The sequence below is a fragment of the Kitasatospora sp. NPDC058184 genome (assembly GCF_042883725.1).
Taxonomy (GTDB): Bacteria; Actinomycetota; Actinomycetes; order Streptomycetales; family Streptomycetaceae; genus Kitasatospora.
Map to the genome: position 1 here is coordinate 35,296 of NZ_JBHVVE010000003.1, position 18,051 is coordinate 53,346.

Consider the following 18,051-nt stretch of genomic DNA (forward strand, 5'->3'; position numbering starts at 1 on the left):
GGGGGGCCCGGGCCCCCGGGACGGGCCCCAGGAACCGACGTGAGCCGGCGCCACCGGGCGCCGGCCTGCCACCCCGCGCCCCGCACCGGCGGCCCGGGAGGAAGGCGGCACATCCCATGATCCGCTGGAACGCCGACCAGACGGCCCTGCGCGAGGGCCTGGCCCGCTTCGGCGACGACCTCAGCGCCGGCCACATCGAAGGCGACGAACAGGCCGCCTTCTCCCACGACAAGTGGCGCATGATCCAGAAGACCGGCATCCTCTCCCTGCCCTTCGAGGAACGCTACGGCGGCCTGGGCCAGTCCCTGCTCACCACCATGTACGTCCTCGAAGGCCTCGGCCACACCTGCCGCGACGGCGGCCTCAACTTCTCCGTCACCACCTCCATGGCCTCCACCGGCGTCCCCCTGCAGGCCTTCGGCTCACCCGCCCTCAAAGACGCCTACCTGCCCCGCATCGCCTCCGGCGAGGCCATCGGCGCCCACGCCATCACCGAGTCCGAGTCCGGCTCCGACGCCATGCAGATGCGCACCCGCGCCGTGCGCGACGGCGACCACTTCGTCCTCAACGGCGCCAAGACCTTCGTCTCCAACGGCCCCGTCGCCGACGTCGTCGTCGTCTACGCCCGCACCCACCCCCAGGGCGGCGCCCTCGGCGTCACCGCCTTCCTCGTCGACGCCGACACCCCCGGCCTGACCACCGGCAACCCCATCAAGAAGATGGGCCTGCGCACTTCCCCGCTCTCCGAGCTCTACTTCGACGACGTCCGCGTCCCCGCCGACCGCGTCCTGGGCCGCGTCGGCGGCGGCTTCCTCGTCCTCGACCACGTCATGAAACGCGAGATCCTCTACACCTTCATCGTCAACACCGGCGAGATGCAGCACCGCCTCACCCGCTGCCTGGACTACGCCAAGACCCGCATGTCCTTCGGCAAGCCCATCGGCTCCTACCAGTCGGTCGCCAACAAGATCGTCGACACCAAGATCCGCCTCGAAACCGCCCGCAAGTGGCTGTACGACACCGCCCAGCGCCTGGAGGCCGGCGACAACGTCACCGTCGACATGGCCATCGCCAAACTCCTCACCAGCGAATCCAACCTCGCCACCTCGCTGGCCGCCGTCCAGGTCTTCGGCGGCAACGGCTACATGTCCGAGTACGGACTGGAGAAGGACGTGCGCAACGCCGTCGCCGGCACCATCTACTCCGGCAGCAACGAGATCCAGTACAACCGCATCGCCGCCATGCTCGGACTGGGCAAATGACCGCCCCCGCCCTCCTGGCCCCCCGCAGCGCCGGCCACCTCAAGGTCTGCGGCGCCCGCACCCGCGCCGACCTCGCCCTCCTCGCCGACACCGGCCCCACCCTGGTGGGCCTGTGGCACGGCGTACCCGGCGGCCCCGCCGACCTCGAAGCCGACCGCCTCGCCGACCTCGCCGCCACCGCCATCCGCCTGGGCCTGGAACCCGTCCTCGTCACCTTCCTCGACGACGCCCGAAAGATCGCCGCCCTCGCCCGCGCCACCGGCATCCGCTGGATCCAGCTCCACGCCTACCAGAGCCCCGCCCTCGTCGCCGACCTGCGCGAACAGCTCCCGTACGCCGTCCTCGTCAAAGTCCTCCACCTCTCCCGCGGCCGCTGCCTGGAACGCGCCTTCACCGGCGCCTTCGAACGCGCCGGCTGCGACCTGTTCCTCCTGGACACCGTCACCGACGACGGCCGCGTCGGCTCCACCGGCCAGGCACTGGACCCCGCCCACGTCCACGCCCTGCTGCCCCGCCTCACCATCCCCTTCCTCCTCGCCGGCGGCCTCAACACCACCAACCGCGACACCTACCGCACCGTCACCGACCACCCCCTGTACGCCGGCGCCGACATCGACACCGCCGCCCGCGACCGCGCCGGCCGCTTCACCCACGAAGCCGTCACCGCCCTCACCCGCGCCTGGCACCCGCGCCTCCAGGAGACCCCCGCATGAGCCCGAGCTTCATCGACGCCCTGCTCACCGCCCCCCGCCCCCTGGTCATGGAGGTCAAACTCCGCGACCCCCACGGCGCCGACCTCCTGGGCCCCCGCACCGTCACCGACCTCGTCACCCGCTACGAACAGGCCGGCGCCCCCTGCCTGTCCGTCGTCACCGGCCGCTGGTTCGGCGGCACCCCCCGCCTGCTGCGCGACGTCACCGCCGCCACCGAACTCCCCGTCCTCCAGAAGGACTTCCTCACCCGCCCCGCCCAACTCGAAGCCGCCCGCGCCCTCGGCGCCTCCGCCGTCCTGCTCACCGCCGCCCTGCTGCCCGCCACCTCCCTCACCCGCCTCGTCACCAGCGCCCTCGACCTCGGCCTGACCCCCTTCGTCGAGATCACCGAGGAACGCGAACTCGACACCCTGCCCCGCATCGCCGAATGCGTCGTCGCCGTCAACAACAAGGACATCCGCACCCGCGAACGCGACCGCGGCGACCTCGGCCGCAGCCTGCGCCTGCTGCCCGCCCTGCGCGCCGCCGGCTGCCGCGCCCCCGTCTCCGCCTCCGCCATCACCGACCCCCACGACGCCGCCCGCCTCCTCGACGCCGGCTACGCCGCCCTGCTCATCGGCACCTCCCTGATGCGCACCGGCGACCTCACCGGCTGGCTCGCCGACCTCGACGCCGCCAGAGCGGGGGTCGCCGCGTGAAGAACGACCTGCGCACCCGCTCCCTGGTCCTGGACGCCGCCGGCATCCCCCTCTCCGCCCTGGTCGCCGAACCCGAACACCAGGCCCCCAAGGCCGTCGTCCTCGCCATCCACGGCCGCGGCATGCGCGCCGCCTACTTCGCCGGCCCCGCCCACCCCGACACCAGCCTGCTCACCCTCGCCGCCGACCTCGGCTACACCGTCCTGGCCGTCGACCGCCCCGGCCACGGCGCCTCCGCCCACCGCCTGCCCCACGGCCAGCTCATCGCCGACCAGGCCGCCACCCTCCACGCCGCCCTCACCGACTACGCCCGCGCCCACCCCACCGGCGCCGGCGTCCAACTCCTCGCCCACTCCTTCGGCGGCAAGATCGCCCTCCAACTCGCCGCCCACTGGCCCGACGACCCCCGCCTGCCCCTGCTCGGCTGCGACATCTCCGGCCTCGCCCAGCACTACGCCCCCGGCGCCTGGGACCGCCCCGACGACCTCGCCGGCGGCGGCCGCCTCAACTGGGGCCCCCTCCACCTCTACCCGCCCGGCACCTTCCACGCCGCCCGCACCCTGCTCACCCCCGTCCCCGCCCTCGAATCCCGCGAACTGGCCACCTGGCCCGCCCGCTACAGCGCCCTCGCCGCCCGCGTACGCGTCCCCGTACGCCTCACCCTCGCCGACCACGAGCACTGGTGGCGCCTGGAAGCGGCCCACCGCGCCGCCCTGACCGCCGCCTTCCCCGACGGCCTCGCCCACCTGGCCACCGCCCGCCGCGCCGGCCACAACCTCTCCCTGGGCCACGCCGCCCGCCCCTACCACCTGCGCGCCCTCGCCTTCACCGACGACTGCCTCACCCGCCCCGCCCCCGCCCCCGGCGCGGCCGCACCCGCCGCCGCGGCCCCCGGGCCCCTCCTCGCGGCCGTCTGACGGCCCCACAGACCATCTGGCGCGGGTGGAAGGGCCCCGCCGCCCCCTCGGGCAAGGGGCGGCGGGGCCCGGCCCCCACCGCGCTCCCCACCGGCGGCGAACCGCGACGGCCCCCGGCGGGAATCCCCGGCCCCCCGGCACGGTTGCCACCGATGGCCCACGAACGGACCCCCGTTCCACCCGGGCCCACGACGCACCGTCACGAGAGGGGCAGCACATGAGGATCGGCGACATCGAGGTCCTGGCGGTCATGGACGGAGAAGGCACCGAGACCGCCGCCGAGATCCTCACCCGCCCCGGCACCGACGACCCCTGGGCCTGCCACCAGCACCACCGCGACCCCGACGGCACCCTCCACCTGCCCCTCGGCGGCTTCCTGGTCCGCAGCGGCGCACGCACCGTCCTCGTCGACGCCGGAGTCGGCCCCCACGACCACGGCCGCTACCACGGCGGCGCCCTGCTCGACTCCCTCGCCGCCCACGGCGTCACCCCCGCCGACGTCACCGACGTGCTCTTCACCCACCTGCACTTCGACCACGTCGGCTGGGCCGCCGTCCAGGACCGCCCCGTCTTCCCGAACGCCGTCTACCGCGCCCACCGCGCCGACTGGCAGCACTTCGTCACCGGACCGGACGCCAGCCCCGAAGCCGTCGCCAAACTCACCCCCGTCGAAGACCGACTCGAACTCTTCGACACCGACTTCACCATCGCCCCCGGCATCGACGCCCTCCACCTGCCCGGCCACACCCCCGGCACCACCGCCTACGTCCTGTCCTCCGGCGCACGCCGCGCACTGCTGCTCGGCGACATCGCCCACTCCGTCGTCCAGTTCAGCGAACGCGACTGGCAGGTGATCTGGGACCTCGACCCCGCCGCCGCCTCCGCCGTCCGCAACCGCATCGCCGACGAAGCCGCCGACACCGACGACCTCCTCGTCGCCGCCCACTTCCCCGGCATGCGCTTCGGCCGCATCCTCACCGCCGACGGCCACCGCCGCTTCGTCGCCGTCTGACACACCACCCGCCCCGCCCCGCCGCGCCCCGCCCGCCCCGCACCGAGACGCGCGCCGGTCGCGGCCGGGCGGGCACCGGCCCCGTAAGGTGCCCGCATGTCGGTAGTGATCGCAGGCGGCCACGGCAGGGTCGCACTCCTGACGACCCGCCTCCTCACCACCCGGGGCCTACCCGTCACCGGGATCATCCGCCGCCCCCAACAGGCCGCCACCGTACGGGCCGCCGGCGCCCTGCCCGCCGTCGCCGACCTGGCCCGCGCCACCCCCGACCACCTCGCCCACCTGCTCACCGGCGCCCAGGCCGTGCTCTTCGCCGCCGGCGCCGGCCGCGGCGACGCCCCCGGACAGGCCGACCCCGTCGACCACGACGCCGCCCTCACCCTCGCCGACGCCGCCCACCTCGCCGGAGTACGACGCTTCGTCATGCTCTCCGCCATGGGCGCCGACCCGGCCATGCACTACCCGCCCGACCCCCTCGTCGAGACCTTCCTCCAGGCCAAGGGCAGAGCCGACCGGGACCTGCTCTCCCGCCCCGCCCTCGACTGCACCGTGCTGCGCCCCGCCTGGTTCCGCGACGGGCCCGGCACCGGCCTGGTCCACCTCGCCGGACACACCGGCCCCGGCGAGATCGACCGGGCGGACGTCGCGGCCGTCCTCGCGGACCTGCTCACCACACCCGCCACGGCCCCACGCGTCCTGGAACTCGTCTCCGGCACCGTCCCCGTCCACGAGGCCGTCGCACGCACCGCCCTGCGCCTCGTCGCCGACCGCTGAACCCCCCCGGCCGCCGAGCCCGTCGGCCACCGAGCCACCCGGCCCGCTATCGACAGCGCCGGTGCCGGGCACACGCGGCGGCGTGACGCGACCGGCCGGGCCCACCAGTCGCATCACACCCCGGGGCCGGGGCCGGTCCGCCCGCCGGCCCGGGCGCTACCCGCGCCGGCCGCTGCGCCGCGCCGTGCTGGCCGGTACCGCCACCGCCGGGCTGCGGACGGCCCGGTCCGCCCGCCGGCCCGGGCGCTACCCGCGCCGGCCGCTGCGCTGCGCCGCCCAGGCCAGCGCCAGCCCCACCGCGCCGAGCGCGGCGGCGATCCCCAGCGGCGCGGTGTACCCGGCCCCGGCGGACAGGGCCGCGCCCGCCAGCAGGGGGCCGCCCGCGTTGCCGATGTTGAAGGCGGAGATGTTCGCGGCCGAGGCGAGGTTGTCCGCGCCGCTCGCCCGGGCCAGCACCCGGGCCTGCAGCGGCGGGATGACCGCCCCGCCGGCCAGGCCGAACAGCAGGAAGACGGCGGCCACGGCGGCCCGGCTGTGCACGGCGGCGAGCAGCAGCAGCGGAACGGCCGTCACCCCGGCCAGCGCCGCGTACAGCGCGGCCGCCGGTGCCCGGTCCGCCAGCCGGCCCGCCAGCGGGGTGCCGACCACCATGCCCACGCCGACCAGCATCAGCACCACCGGCACCGCGCCGGACCCGAAGCCCGTGACCTCGGTCAGCAGCGGCGAGACGTAGGTGAGGACGGTCAGGAAGGGCGCCCAGCCGAAGGCCGTCGCGGCCAGGGCGAGCCACACCCCCGCACGCCGGAACACCCGCAGCTCGGCCCGCAGTCCGGCCCGCGGGGCCGCCGGCCCGTGCGGCAGCAGGACGGCCAGCGCGACCAGCAGCACGACGCCCAGCGCGGTCACCGCCCAGAACGTGGCCCGCCAGCCCAGCGCCTGCCCGAGCGCGGTACCGCCGGGCACCCCGAGCACGTTGGCGAGGCCGAGCCCCGTGAACACGGCGGCGATCGCGCCGGCCCTGCGCCGCGCGGGCACCAGCGAGGTCGCCACCGCGGAGGCGATCCCCACGTACGCCCCGCCGGCCAGCGCGGACAGCACCCGCCCCGCCAGCAGCGCGCCGAAGCCCGGCGCGAGCGCGGTGACCAGGCCGGCCGCGATGAACAGGCCGACCAGGTACAGCAGCATCCGCCGGCGGGCGACGCGGACCCCGAGCGCGGTCAGCAGGGGAGCCCCCACGACCATGCCCACCGCGTACCCGGACACCAGCACCCCCGCCGTCGGCAGGGACACCCCCGTGTCCTCGGCGATCCGCGGCAGCAGCCCGGCGACCACCACCTCGGCGGAGCCCACCGCGAACGCGCCGAGGGCGAGTGCGAACAGGGCGGCACCGGCCGGGCGGACGGATTCGGACGGAAGCCCGGTCCCGGACGGAGGTCCAGGCGCGGACGGAAGCCCGGTCCCGGGCGGCAGGCCGCTCGCGCGGGCAGGGGCGGACGCGGGGGAGGGGGCGCGGCGCGCCGAGAGATCGCTGGTCATGGCACCAGCCTGGCCGCCGCCGCCCCGCGGATCAGCCCCCGAACGCGCAACGACCGGTAAGCCCGGCTTACCGGTCCCGGCCCGCCGCCCCCACCGCCGCCGCCGGGGGTTCCGCCCACTGCCGGCTCCACCCGCGGGCCCGCTCCACCGCGACCGCCGTGAACGCCCGCACCCGCGCACTGTCCCCGCCCGCCCGCCACACCAGCCCGTACTCGAGCGGTTCGGCGTCCACGAACGGCACGAACACCACCCCCGGCGGCGCCGAGTGCACCGCCACGTCCGCCCCCACCGGCGAGATGCCCTGTCCCGCCCCGACCATCGCCAGGGTCTCCGCCAGCGTCGCCGCCGACCGCCCGCGCTCCACCACCCGCCCCCCGGGCGTCACGGACGGCGCCAGCCGCTCCTGCCAATACCCGGGGACGTGCCCCGTACAGGCGAACACCCGGTCCCGCGCCAGGTCCTCCACCCCGACCGAATCCCGCCTGGCCAGCACGTGGTTGGCCGGCACCGCCAGCATCCGCGGCACCCGCAGCACCACCGGGCCCCGCACGAGGTCCTCCTCCTCCACCGGGAACTGGGTGACCAGCACCTGCGCCCCGCCGCCGCGCAGCGGCTCGAACATGGACGCCACCTGCGTCTCGTGGATGCGCACGTCGATGCCCGGGTGCCGGCGGGCGAAGGCGCCGATCACCTCCATCACGAACTCCCCGGCCGCCCCGCCGAGGTAGCCGACCGTGAGCACCCCCTCGACGCCCCGGGCCGCGGCCCGCGCCCGCTCCAGCCCGTCCCCGATGCACCGGTACGCCGGCCCGACGTCCTCCAGCAGCCGCCGCCCCAGCTCCGTCAGCCGCACCCGCCGACTGGTCCGCTCGAACAGCGGCGCGCCCACCCGCCGCTCCAGCCGCTGGATCGTCTGGCTCACCCGCGCCCTGGAGACCCCCAGCCGCTCGGCCGTCCGCCCGAAGTGCAACTCCTCGGCCAGGACCACGAAACCCTCGATCTCCAGTCGCTCCCACACCCGCCCGATGCTACGCCCGCCCCCGGGCCGTACCGGCCGGGACGTGCACCGACGACCCGTCCCCGGCGGCCCGTCCGCGGGGTTGTCCCGTCCGGCCCTCCCCGGCGCCGCGGCGGCCGGGGCCCGGGCCGGGTCAGGGCTGGGGCCGGGGGCAGAACTCGGCCTCCAGTGCGGAGGTGAACACCGCGATCGGCCAACTGCCGTTGGTCCAGTCGCCGTTGATGTTGGCGGTGAGCAGGTGGCCGCCGTCGCGGGTGCCGAAGGTGTAGGTCCAGGAGCCGTTGATGGCGCCGCCCATGCCCCACAGGGTCGGTCCGCAGTCCAGGGTGACGGAGCCGACGCCGAGGCCGTACGCGGCGTTCGGGATCCACTTGTCGGGCGGCGTGGGGACCATCGTGAACAGCTCCCGCTGCTGGGCGGGCGGCAGCAGCCGTCCGCCCAGCAGCGCGGCGAAGAAGGTGTCGAGGTCGCGGGCGGTGGAGACCATGTCGCCGGCGGCGTAGCCCCAGGAGGGGCTGAGCTCGGTCACGTCGTGGACGGGGGCGGTGGGGGAGGGGTCGCCCAGGCGGGAGTAGGCGCGTGCGTGCGGGCCGCGCAGGGCGGTGTCGTCGGGCCCGGGGGTGTAGGTGCCGCTCAGGCCCAGCGGGGTGACGACGCGCCGCTCGACCTGCTCGGCCAGGCTGGTCCCGGTGACCCGTTCGACGATCAGCCCGGCGAGGACGTAGCCGGTGTCGGAGTACGTCCAGCCGGCGCCGGGGGCGAAGTCCGGGCGGTTGGCGGTGCCGACGCGGACGAGCTGCTCGGGCGTGTAGTCGTCGAAGCGGTGCCGCAGGAAGCCGGTGCCCTCGTTCTCGGCGCGGACCTTCGCGTCCATCGCGTAGTTGTAGACCCCGCTCGTCATGCCGAGCAGCTGCCTCACGGTGATCCGCTCCGGCTCGTAGCCGGGCCCGTCGACGAGGCCGGGCAGCCACCGCTCCACGCTGTCGTCCAGGTCCAGCCGGCCCTCGGCGGCGAGCTGGAGGACGACGGTGGCGACGAAGGTCTTGGTGGTGCTGCCGATGCGGAAGCGGTCCTGGGCGCGGCGGGGGCGCCCGGTGGTCAGGTCGGCGACGCCCGCGGTGCCGAACCAGGTGCGGTGCCCGTCGCGGACCTCGGCGACGATGCCGGGTACGCCGCCCTCGGTCACGGCGCGCTCCAGGACCCGCTGGACGCCGGGGTGCGCGTTGCGGGCGTCCGGGGTCGCGGGCGCCGGTGCGGCGGTGGCGGTGCCGCCCGCGATCAGGGCGGCGGTCAGGGCGGTGGCGGTCAGCGCGGTGGCGCGCCTGGTGATTCCCATGCTGGTGTTCCCCCTCGGCGTGGTGTTCGTGGCCTGGGAAGAAACTAGGAGCTGCTTCACGGTCGGGTCAACGTCAACTCCATTGCCACGGACGGTCCGTGCAGGTGGGGGCGGGGACATCCTTGCAATGGTCGTGCCGACGAATGCAACAGTCGTCCGCGTTCCATTGCAACAGCCGCCGGGGTCGGCCGATACTGGGCCGACCGAGTCCGACCGAGTCCGAACGAGTCCGACCGAGGAGGGGCGGGGACGGATGCCCGGAGCCAGACTGACCCAGCAGGAGCGCCACCGGATCGCCACCGGGCTGGCCGAGGGGTGGGGGTACGGCGAGATCGCCCGGCAGCTCGGGCGGCCGACCTCGACCGTCACCCGGGAGATCGCCCGCAACGGCGGCCCGTCCGGCTACCGCGCCGACCGGGCGCAGCGGGCCACCGTCCAGCGTTCCCGGCGCGGGCGGGCGGCGGCCGGCCGGGAGGCGGTGCCGGAGCCGGCGGTGCCCGGGCGCGACCCGGAGGAGGTCCGCCGGTTCGGCGACCGGCTGGCCGAGTTCCTGGCGCTCGGCGGCATGCCCCGGATGACGGCGCGGGTGCTGGTCTGCCTCCAGCTCACCGAGGACGGCGCGCTGACGGCGGGTGAGCTGGTGCGGCGTCTGCGGGTCAGTCCGGCGTCCGTCTCGAAGGCGGTCGGCTACCTGGAGGTCCAGGCGCTGGTCCGCCGGGAGCGCGACGGGCGCAACCGCCGCGAGCGGTACGTCATCGACGACGACGTCTGGCACCGCGCGCTGCTGGCCAGTGCCGAGCGCAACGCGGTGCTCGCCGGGATCGCCCGCCACGGCGCCGAACTGCTCGGCCCGGCCACCGCGGCCGGGGCCCGGATGGACGGCGCGGCCGCGTTGCTGGACCGGATCGGCCAGGACATCGTCCGCGGCATCCGGCAGTGGCACGAGGAGAGCCGGCGCGGCCGGGAGGACGCCGGGGCGGGCGCGGCCTCCCCCGGGTGAGCGGCCTCCCGGCCCCGGCCGGGGCGCCGGGTGGTCCGGCTCACCCGGGCGTCGGCGCGGGGCCCGCGGGGTGGGTGCGGTCGAGGAAGGCGCGGACCTGGCGGGCGAAGGCGTCGGGGGCGTCCGTGGGGAGCCAGTGCCCGCTGTCCGGGATCTCCACCAGGCGGGTGTCCGGGCGTTCGCGGGCCATCCGGCGGGCGGTGGCGGGGGTGAGGAGGAAGCTGCCGGCGGCCCGCAGGAGCAGGGCGGGCTGGCGGGAGGCGTTCCAGACGGCCGTGAAGTCGCCGGTGAGGGCGGCCTGGGAGGCCGTCATGTCGGCGGTGTCGAAGAGGAATCCCCAGCCGTCGGGGAACTCGGCGGCGCTGTCCATGAAGTAGCCGGACGGGACGCCGCGTTCCTCCAGTGCCCGGGCCAGGGCGCGACGGGTCGGGGCCCGGCGGGGCCAGCCGGACACGTCCAGGACGGGGCGGGTCTCGGGCTCCCGGTTGAGCGTCGTCATGTCGGCGACCACGAGCGCCGTCACGAGGTCGGGGCGCCGGTGGGCGAGGTGGAAGGCGACCGCGCCGCCCATCGAGTGCCCCAGCACGGCGGCCGGTGCCAGGTCGAGGGTTTCCAGGAACGCCGCCGCGTCGGCCGTGTAGGCGTCCGGGGTGAACGCGCCCCCGTGGTCGGACAGTCCGTGCCCGCGCTGGTCGAGGGCGAGGACCCGGTAGCGGCCGGCGAGCGCGGCGGCCAGCGGCGCGAAGATCCGGCCCCGCCCGAAGTGCCCGTGCAGGGCGAGCACGACCGGCCCGGGGCCGCCGAAGTCCAGGTAGGCGAACCGGCGCCCGCCGAGCCGGACGAACGACTCGGCGGGCCGGTCCGCGGGTTCGTCCGTCATCCCGTACGCCCCTCTCTCGAAGTGCCGTGTGCGGCAGGGGGAAACCTATCCCGGGCGGCGCGGGCGGCGGCGGGCCCGCTGCGGGGGCCGCCCCGGGGGCGGGGCGGTCAGGTGTAGAGGGCGGCGGCGCGGCGGGTCGCCTCGGCCAGGCGGGAGCGCAGTTCGGGCGGGTGGAGGACCTCGGCCTCCGGGCCCAGGCGCAGCAGTTCGAGGTAGCCGATGTCCCAGGTCTCGACCGGCAGGGTCGCGGTGACCCAGCCGTCGGCGTCCGGTGGGCCCGCGGTGGCCAGCGCGTCGGCTGCGGCGGTCGGCTCCAGCAGGGCGGCGAGGTTCTCGACGGCGAACGGGCTCAGCCGCACCACCGCCCGCTCGCGCAGCATGGCGCGGGTGAACTCCCGCGCCGCCGCGGCCCAGTAGCCGGAGAGGTCGAACTCCGGGTCGCGCTCGAACCGTTCGTCGCCGGCCTCGGCGGTCTCGAAGCGGTCGACGCGGTACGAGCCGACCCGGCCGGAGGGGCCGCGCGCCGCGAGGTACCACTGCCCGGCCTTCAGGACCAGGCCGTACGGCTCCAGCCGCCGCTCGCGGGTGCCGGAGCGCGCCGCGTAGCGGGCGTGCAGGACGCGGTCCTCCCACACGGCGCGCGACACCTCGGCGAGCAGCGCGGGGGTCGGGGCGTCGCGGAACCAGGCCGGCGCGTCGAGGTGGAAGCGCCGGGCGGCGGCCGCGGGGGCGTCGCCCAGGGCGGCGGCGACCTTCAGCCGGGCGGCGAGGGCCTGCCCGGCCAGGCCCATGTCGCGCAGCGGACCCGGCAGCCCGGCCAGGTGCAGGACCTCGGCCTCGGCGCGTTCGAGGCCGGTGAGGCGGGTGCGGTAGCCGTCGACGAGCCGGTAGCCGCCGCCGCGGCCGCGCTCCGCGTACACCGGCACCCCGGCCTCCACCAGCGCGGCGACGTCGCGCTGCACGGTGCGCTCGGAGACCTCCAGCTCGGCCGAGAGGTCCGCGGCGGTCATCGTCCGCCGGCTCTGCAGGAGCAGCAGCAGCGCGATGGCCCGGCTCGCCCGCACGTCGCCCCTTCCGTCGCCTGCCTGGTGTCGCCCGGTGGGCCCCGCCCGTGTGCGCGGTGGCCCGGTTCCATTGTCTCCGGGTGCGTGGCCGGGTGCGGGCGGGCCCGGTGCGGGCGGGGTCAGGCCTCGTCGGCGGCTGCGTCGAGCTTGGCGGGGTCGGGGGCGAACGCGGTCATCCACTGCGGGTGCAGCCGGTAGTAGACGACGTCGTTGTCCCAGTCGAAGGCGTCGTGGCCGTAGAAGTCCCGGAAGTAGGCGAGCAGTTCCGGCCAGTCGGCGGCCGGCTCGCCGCCGTGCGGGTTGAGGACCTCCGCGGTGCCGTGGGTGAACACGCCCAGGTCCTCCCCGCGCAGGTGCGCGGCGCTGACGGCGGGCCGGGCGGCGAGGTGCCGGGCCTTGGCGGCGCCGCGCGCGGTGCCGAAGTGCCACCTGCCGTGCAGGAAGTGCCCGTCCACGCCGCTGATCCGCGGCTCGCCCTTCGCCGTCACCGTGGACAGCGCGAGCGTGCACATACCGGTGAGCACACCGGTGAGCTGGTCGGCGGTGAGCGAGCGCTCGCTGTTGATGATCGACCGCAGGTGCGCGGTGGAGCGGGCGAGCGAGGCGTCGAGGAGGGCCTGGAGCCGGTGGAGCTCGTCGGGTGTTTCGCGCATGGGGGGTCCTTGTCCGTCCGTTCGTCTCGGCCCGTGCCACCACGGCACCGACCGGCGCCCCCTACTGTCCCCGCGAAACCCGACACCTTCTGTCGTGATTTCCCGCGGTGTCCTGCGGTTTCCACGCGCCCGGCCGACGGTGGGGGAGCGGGAAGTCGGCGGGGCCGACGTCCCACTCCCCGGGGCTCCGCGGTGACAGCCGTCGGCTGTCCGCCGTGCGGCGGTCAGGGCCAGAGGCACTGCGACTGCGGGTCGAAGCAGGTGAGGCCCATCGCGGACGCCACCTTCGCGATGTGGACGCTGGCCTCCTCCACCATGCTCCAGCGGATCGGGAAGTAGATCAGCGGGCCGCTCGCCTCCCCGATCAGCGGGCCGGTCGACCACGGCGAGGTGTCGTCCTCGTCCTCGGCGAGGTCGGGCCACCGCTCCAGCAGCGCGGCCACGAAGGCCGCGATCCGCTCGGTCGGCGGAAGGTTCTCCTCGTCCGTGCCGAGGTACCGCTCGTACAGGTCGTCGAAGCACCGGCCCGCCGCGGCGTCGTCCGCGGGGCGCTCGCCCTCCCAGACCGCAAGGTCGTAACTCATGGGCGCAGCCTGCCACCCGGCACCGACAACCGCCCCGAAGCCCGTACGCGCAGGCCCGGCCTGCCGGGGGCCGCCGCGACCGCCGTGGGGGAGTGGGAAGTCGGCGGGGCCGACTTTCCACTCCCGGCGGCTCCCCGGTTCCCCGGGGCGGCTGCTCCGCGTGGCCGTCAGCCGGCCGGCTGCGCCCGCTCCAGGGCTTCCCGCAGCCGCCTGACCTCGTCGACCAGTCGTGGCACGTCCTGGCGGGCGGCGGCGATGAAGTCGAGGTCCGCGTCCGTCGCGGGGTCCGGTCCCGTCCGGGTGCGGCCGTCGGTGGTCCGGGTCAGGTGGAACTCGTCGTCCCGCGGCGCGTCGGGGCGCAGTTGGACGAAGCTCGCGCCGCCGATCCCCTGGCGGGTCTCCAGCCGGGCGACCCACGGCCCCGGTGTCGCGGCGCCGGCGCGCAGCTCGATCGCGGACAGTTCTTCCTCGGACAACGGCTCGTCGGACGGCATGCCCGGATCCTGCCCCGGTCCTCCGCACCTGTCCAGGGCCACCCGGGCTGCCTTGAGCGGGGTGGCCCCGTCTGTTCAGGCCCGCCGGTTCGCCGGCCGGGCCTCGACCCACTGCGGTACCCGCGCCGGTGCCAGGAACTTCTCGTTGAGCACCAGCATCCACGCCAGCGCGATCATGCAGACGATCGGGATCGCGAGCAGCAGCACGATGAAGACGATCGGGTGCGCATGGCTGAAAGCGTCGGCGTTGATCCCGAAGAGCGTCACGGGACCGGCGATGACGAGGGGCGCCACCAGCCAGCAGAACAGGTAGGTGCGGATCACCTCGCTCATGCGCAGTTCGGCCCGGCCCAGGAACACGTACTGCGTGGTGCTCGTCGAGGAGCCGTGCCGCCCGGAGACGTCGACCGTCTCGCCCTCCTTGACGTAGTAGCGTCCCAGCGGCCGGATCGGCAGCATCAGCATGGTGAACCAGTGGGTGGCGAAGCAGGCCCCCTGGGCGTCCGGGCGCGTCTTGCCCAGCATCGTCCGCCCGAACCCGTTGACCGTGCCCAAGCGCGGTGCCGTGCGCATCGGCATGACCCTGTCCGACATCTGCCCCCATCCCGGCGACAACCGTTGTGATCCGATCAGCATGCCAGCGCCGTACGACACCCTCCCGGCGGGGTCGCAACACCTCCATCGGATCTCCCCGGTGACGGACGATCACCTCCCGCCGGCCGGTGGAGCGGGAAGTCGGCGGGGCCGACTTCCCGCGCGCGGGCGGCCCGCCGAAAGGGGCGGGCCAGGGGGCGCGCAGCCAGCGGAGGGGGCGTGCGGGCGGAGGGGGCTCCGCGCTCTCGACGGATAGCTCTTACTGAGAGCTAAAATGAGGGTATGACCGCGACAGGGCCCGAAACGCTCGACGTCGCGCTGGCGGACGAGTTCTCCACCCTCCTCGTCGGCATCCAGCGCCTGGTCCGCCGCCGCCTGCGGCAGGCGACGGACGAACCCCGCCTGCGCGGCGCCCAGGTCGAACTGCTGCGCCTGGTGATGGACAGCCCCGGACTGCGCGTCTCCGAGGCCGCCGAGGAGCTGTGCCTGGCCGGCAACTCCGTGTCCACCCTCGTCAACCAGCTCGTCGCCCGGAACCTGCTGCGCCGCGAGAGCGACCCCGCCGACCGGCGCGCCGCCCTCCTGCACGCCACCCCGGAGGCCGTCGAACGCATCGAGGCCTGGCGCCGGCGCCGCCGCGCGCTGATGGGCGACATCGTCGCCGGCCTGCCGCCGCGCGAGCGCGAGGCCCTGGCCGCCGCCCTGCCCGCCCTGCGGCAGGTCGCCGAGGGCCTGCGTACCCCGCCGGGGGAGGAGGAACGATGACCACCGAGGACACCCGGGGCACCGGGAACGCCGAGGACTCCAGGGAAGCCGCGGACGCGGTGGCCTGCCGGGGCCTGGAGTACACCTTCCGACACGGCCGCGGGAAGGCCACCCGGGCCGTCGACCGGATCGACCTCACCGTCCGCACCGGCGAGGTGTTCGGCCTGCTCGGCCCCAACGGCGCCGGCAAGACCACCACCATCCGCGCGATCACCACCCTGCTGCCCGTCGGCGCCGGCATGGTCCGCGTCTTCGGCCACGACGCCACCCGCCACCCCATGCAGGTGCGCCGCCTGCTCGGCTACGTCCCCCAGCAGCTGTCCGCCGACGCCGGGCTGACCGGACGCGAGAACGTCGCCCTGTTCGCCCGCGTCTTCGACGTCCCGCGCCGCGAACGCGCCGCCCGCGTCGACCAGGCGCTGGCCGCCGTCGACCTCACCGAGGCCGCCGAACGCATGGCCGCCACCTACTCCGGCGGCATGGTGCGCCGCCTCGAACTCGCCCAGGCCCTGGTCAGCGCCCCGCGCCTGCTCGTCCTGGACGAACCCACCATCGGCCTGGACCCGATCGCCCGCACCGGTGTGTGGGAACGCGTCGACGCCGTACGCGCCGCCACCGGCATGACCGTCCTGGTCACCACCCACTACATGGACGAGGCCGACCGCCACTGCGACCGCATCGCCCTCATGGACCGCGGCCGCGTCCGCGCGCTCGGCACACCCGCCGAACTCAAGGACCGGGTACGGCGCACCGACCCGGCCCAGGCCGCGCCCAGCCTCGACGACGTCTTCCGCCACTTCGCCGGCCGGCAGCTGGCCGACGCCACCGAAGGAGACTTCAGCGATGTCCGCCGTACCCGCCGCACCGCAGGCCGCGTCGGCTGAACCCCCCGCCCACCGCCCCGCGGGCGGCCCCGACCTCTCCCTGCTGCTGGTGCCCCCGCGCGCCCGCACCGGCTGGCGCCTGGTGCCCGCCCGCATCGGCGCGATGTGCGCCGTCGAACTGCAGAAGCTGCGCCACGACCGCACCGAGCTCTACACCCGGGCCGTCCAGCCCGCCCTGTGGCTGCTGATCTTCGGCGAGACCTTCACCCGCCTCAAGGCCATCCCCACCGGCGGCATCCCGTACCTGGACTACCTCGCGCCCGGCATCATCGCCCAGTCAGCGATGTTCATCGCGATCTTCTACGGCATCATGATCATCTGGGAGCGGGACTCCGGCGTCCTCACCAAACTGCTCGTCACCCCCACCCCGCGCGCCGCCCTCGTCACCGGCAAGGCCTTCGCCGCCGGGGTGAAGGCACTCCTGCAAGCCGTCGTGGTCGTACTGATCGCCGCCGCCCTCGGCGTCGCCATGACCTGGAACCCGCTGCGACTGCTCGGCGTCGTGGCCGTCGTCCTGCTCGGCTCGGCGTTCTTCTCCTGCCTGTCGATGGCCATCGCCGGCATCGTCCTCACCCGCGACCGCCTGATGGGCATCGGCCAGGCCATCACCATGCCGCTGTTCTTCGGCTCCAACGCCCTCTACCCCGTCGACCTGATGCCCGGCTGGCTCCAGGCCGTCAGCAAGGCCAACCCGCTCAGCTACCAGGTCGACGCCCTGCGCGGCCTGCTCATCGGCACCCCCTCCCACCTGCCCCTGGACTTCGCCGTCCTCGCCCTCGCCACCGTGGCCGGCATCGCCGCCGCCTCCGCCCTGCTCAGGCGCCTGGCGCGCTAGCCGACGCCGTCACCACCCTGCGGAAAAACGCGGTGACAGGCGGGGCGCCGCCCCGGGAGACTGCCCCAGACGCACGGGCATACGGACACCCGGACGACCGGAAGGCGGCACCAGTGGCACTGGCGAGGAAGGGCGCGCGGCGCATCGTCGTCGACGGCGAGGAGTACCGCTGGCGCGTGACCCGCCAACACTGGTGCTGCGACTACGAGGGCACCACCCTCGGCTACGCCGCCGAGCACGCCGCGCACCCCGGAACGACGCTCGTCGTGGACACCGGCCGCCCCACCCTCCGCGCCCCCGGGGCGGTGGCGACGGACCTCGTCCTGCCACGCGAAGTCGCCGCGGGCATCCGCGCCGCCCGGGCGCACGGCTGGACACCCGCCACCTCCGGCCCGCCCCTCACCCTGCGCCTGTCCGCCGCCTGACCGGGAAGGAACGAGACGACCCCATGACCCACGCCTTCCCCCAGACGGTGCTGCACACCCCGCGCCTGACCCTGCGCCCCTTCACCGCCGACGACACCGACGACACCCGCGCCGCCTGCGCCGACGACCTCACCCAGCACTGGCTGCCGCTGCCCCGCCCCTACACCCGCGAGGACGCCCACACCTGGTGCACCCGCACCGCCCACGACCTGCGCACCACCGGCGACGGCATCCACTTCGCCGTCACCGAGCGTACGAACGGGCGCCTGGCCGCCACCGTCGGCCTGAAGAAGACCGACTGGCGCTCCCGCAGCTCCGAAGCCGGCTACTGGGTGGCACCCTGGGCGCGCGGCCGGGGCATCGCCGCCGAAGCCACCCGCGCCCTGGCGCACTGGCTGCTCACCGCGCAGGCCTTCGAACGCCTGGAGCTCAAGGCCGCCACCGCCAACACCGCCTCCCGCCGCACCGCCCTGAACGCCGGCCTGCGCGAGGAGGGCGTGCTGCGCAACGCCGGCTTCACCCACCACGGCCGCACCGACCTCGTCCTGTACTCCCTCGTCCCCGCCGACCTGGGGTCGTCGCCGACGGCCTGACCGGGCCGGCGGCC

The 18,051-nt window shown here is 75.5% G+C and carries 21 protein-coding genes; 12 read left to right on the forward strand and 9 right to left on the reverse strand.

What is annotated here, in order from left to right:
• Positions 1-116: 116 nt before the first annotated feature.
• The 6 genes from ACFVXH_RS06320 to ACFVXH_RS06345 all read left to right on the forward strand — a co-directional run bounded on the left by ACFVXH_RS06320 (position 117) and on the right by ACFVXH_RS06345 (position 5,376).
• Positions 117-1,262, forward strand: a complete 1,146-nt coding sequence (locus ACFVXH_RS06320) for an acyl-CoA dehydrogenase family protein (RefSeq protein WP_049656704.1) — start codon at positions 117-119, stop codon at positions 1,260-1,262.
• On the forward strand, positions 1,259-1,975 hold the full coding sequence (locus ACFVXH_RS06325) for an N-(5'-phosphoribosyl)anthranilate isomerase (protein WP_387820678.1): 717 nt from the start codon (positions 1,259-1,261) through the stop codon (positions 1,973-1,975). Before ACFVXH_RS06320 ends, ACFVXH_RS06325 begins: the two co-directional genes overlap by 4 nt.
• Positions 1,972-2,673, forward strand: a complete 702-nt coding sequence (locus tag ACFVXH_RS06330; protein ID WP_387820681.1) for an indole-3-glycerol-phosphate synthase — start codon at positions 1,972-1,974, stop codon at positions 2,671-2,673. The genes ACFVXH_RS06325 and ACFVXH_RS06330 overlap by 4 nt, the downstream gene beginning before the upstream one ends.
• Positions 2,670-3,590 carry an alpha/beta hydrolase gene (locus ACFVXH_RS06335; RefSeq protein WP_387820684.1) on the forward strand — a complete coding sequence of 307 codons (921 nt, stop codon included), beginning with the start codon at positions 2,670-2,672 and terminating at the stop codon, positions 3,588-3,590. Before ACFVXH_RS06330 ends, ACFVXH_RS06335 begins: the two co-directional genes overlap by 4 nt.
• Before the next feature lie 217 nt (positions 3,591-3,807).
• A complete protein-coding gene (locus ACFVXH_RS06340) occupies positions 3,808-4,602 on the forward strand; it encodes an MBL fold metallo-hydrolase (RefSeq protein WP_387820687.1) in 795 nt (264 codons plus the stop codon).
• Positions 4,603-4,698: 96 nt separating this feature from the next.
• Positions 4,699-5,376: an NAD(P)H-binding protein gene (locus tag ACFVXH_RS06345; protein ID WP_387820690.1), complete on the forward strand. Its 678-nt coding sequence runs from the start codon at positions 4,699-4,701 to the stop codon at positions 5,374-5,376.
• A gap of 246 nt (positions 5,377-5,622) precedes the next feature.
• On the opposite strand, the gene ACFVXH_RS06350 is transcribed toward ACFVXH_RS06345, so the two are convergent.
• The 3 genes from ACFVXH_RS06350 to ACFVXH_RS06360 all read right to left on the reverse strand — a co-directional run bounded on the left by ACFVXH_RS06350 (position 5,623) and on the right by ACFVXH_RS06360 (position 9,266).
• Positions 5,623-6,912: an MFS transporter gene (locus tag ACFVXH_RS06350; RefSeq protein ID WP_387820693.1), complete on the reverse strand. Its 1,290-nt coding sequence runs from the start codon at positions 6,910-6,912 to the stop codon at positions 5,623-5,625.
• Between the two features lie 67 nt (positions 6,913-6,979).
• On the reverse strand, positions 6,980-7,930 hold the full coding sequence (locus ACFVXH_RS06355) for a LysR family transcriptional regulator (RefSeq protein ID WP_387820696.1): 951 nt from the start codon (positions 7,928-7,930) through the stop codon (positions 6,980-6,982).
• 133 nt (positions 7,931-8,063) lie between these two features.
• Complete coding sequence (locus ACFVXH_RS06360; protein ID WP_387820699.1) at positions 8,064-9,266, reverse strand: serine hydrolase domain-containing protein; 1,203 nt, start codon at positions 9,264-9,266, stop codon at positions 8,064-8,066.
• A gap of 253 nt (positions 9,267-9,519) precedes the next feature.
• Between ACFVXH_RS06360 and ACFVXH_RS06365 the strand changes: the two genes are divergently transcribed.
• Positions 9,520-10,266 carry a MarR family transcriptional regulator gene (locus ACFVXH_RS06365; protein WP_387820702.1) on the forward strand — a complete coding sequence of 249 codons (747 nt, stop codon included), beginning with the start codon at positions 9,520-9,522 and terminating at the stop codon, positions 10,264-10,266.
• A 40-nt stretch (positions 10,267-10,306) separates the two neighbouring features.
• Here ACFVXH_RS06365 and ACFVXH_RS06370 read toward each other — a convergent pair whose 3' ends face one another.
• The 6 genes from ACFVXH_RS06370 to ACFVXH_RS06395 all read right to left on the reverse strand — a co-directional run bounded on the left by ACFVXH_RS06370 (position 10,307) and on the right by ACFVXH_RS06395 (position 14,514).
• Positions 10,307-11,146 (reverse strand): alpha/beta fold hydrolase, encoded by an 840-nt coding sequence (locus ACFVXH_RS06370; protein WP_387820705.1) that lies wholly within the window; start codon positions 11,144-11,146, stop codon positions 10,307-10,309.
• A gap of 107 nt (positions 11,147-11,253) precedes the next feature.
• Positions 11,254-12,210: a helix-turn-helix transcriptional regulator gene (locus ACFVXH_RS06375; protein WP_387820708.1), complete on the reverse strand. Its 957-nt coding sequence runs from the start codon at positions 12,208-12,210 to the stop codon at positions 11,254-11,256.
• A 119-nt stretch (positions 12,211-12,329) separates the two neighbouring features.
• Positions 12,330-12,863 (reverse strand): pyridoxamine 5'-phosphate oxidase family protein, encoded by a 534-nt coding sequence (locus ACFVXH_RS06380; RefSeq protein WP_387820711.1) that lies wholly within the window; start codon positions 12,861-12,863, stop codon positions 12,330-12,332.
• A gap of 224 nt (positions 12,864-13,087) precedes the next feature.
• Positions 13,088-13,447, reverse strand: a complete 360-nt coding sequence (locus ACFVXH_RS06385) for a hypothetical protein (RefSeq protein WP_387820714.1) — start codon at positions 13,445-13,447, stop codon at positions 13,088-13,090.
• A 167-nt stretch (positions 13,448-13,614) separates the two neighbouring features.
• Positions 13,615-13,941: a hypothetical protein gene (locus ACFVXH_RS06390; protein WP_117485396.1), complete on the reverse strand. Its 327-nt coding sequence runs from the start codon at positions 13,939-13,941 to the stop codon at positions 13,615-13,617.
• A gap of 75 nt (positions 13,942-14,016) precedes the next feature.
• Entirely contained in the window at positions 14,017-14,514 is a 498-nt protein-coding gene (locus ACFVXH_RS06395) for a hypothetical protein (RefSeq protein ID WP_387820717.1), read from the reverse strand.
• Between the two features lie 303 nt (positions 14,515-14,817).
• Between ACFVXH_RS06395 and ACFVXH_RS06400 the strand changes: the two genes are divergently transcribed.
• The 5 genes from ACFVXH_RS06400 (at position 14,818) to ACFVXH_RS06420 (ending at position 18,037) form a co-directional block, all read left to right on the forward strand.
• Complete coding sequence (locus ACFVXH_RS06400; RefSeq protein WP_049656635.1) at positions 14,818-15,300, forward strand: MarR family winged helix-turn-helix transcriptional regulator; 483 nt, start codon at positions 14,818-14,820, stop codon at positions 15,298-15,300.
• Positions 15,297-16,184: an ABC transporter ATP-binding protein gene (locus ACFVXH_RS06405; RefSeq protein WP_387820722.1), complete on the forward strand. Its 888-nt coding sequence runs from the start codon at positions 15,297-15,299 to the stop codon at positions 16,182-16,184. Before ACFVXH_RS06400 ends, ACFVXH_RS06405 begins: the two co-directional genes overlap by 4 nt.
• A complete protein-coding gene (locus ACFVXH_RS06410) occupies positions 16,144-17,019 on the forward strand; it encodes an ABC transporter permease (RefSeq protein ID WP_074006284.1) in 876 nt (291 codons plus the stop codon). Before ACFVXH_RS06405 ends, ACFVXH_RS06410 begins: the two co-directional genes overlap by 41 nt.
• A 113-nt stretch (positions 17,020-17,132) precedes the next feature.
• Positions 17,133-17,444, forward strand: coding sequence for a hypothetical protein (locus ACFVXH_RS06415; protein ID WP_387820725.1), 312 nt, complete (start codon positions 17,133-17,135; stop codon positions 17,442-17,444).
• Positions 17,445-17,467: 23 nt separating this feature from the next.
• Positions 17,468-18,037 (forward strand): GNAT family N-acetyltransferase, encoded by a 570-nt coding sequence (locus ACFVXH_RS06420; RefSeq protein WP_074006286.1) that lies wholly within the window; start codon positions 17,468-17,470, stop codon positions 18,035-18,037.
• The last annotated feature ends 14 nt before the right edge of the window (positions 18,038-18,051 follow it).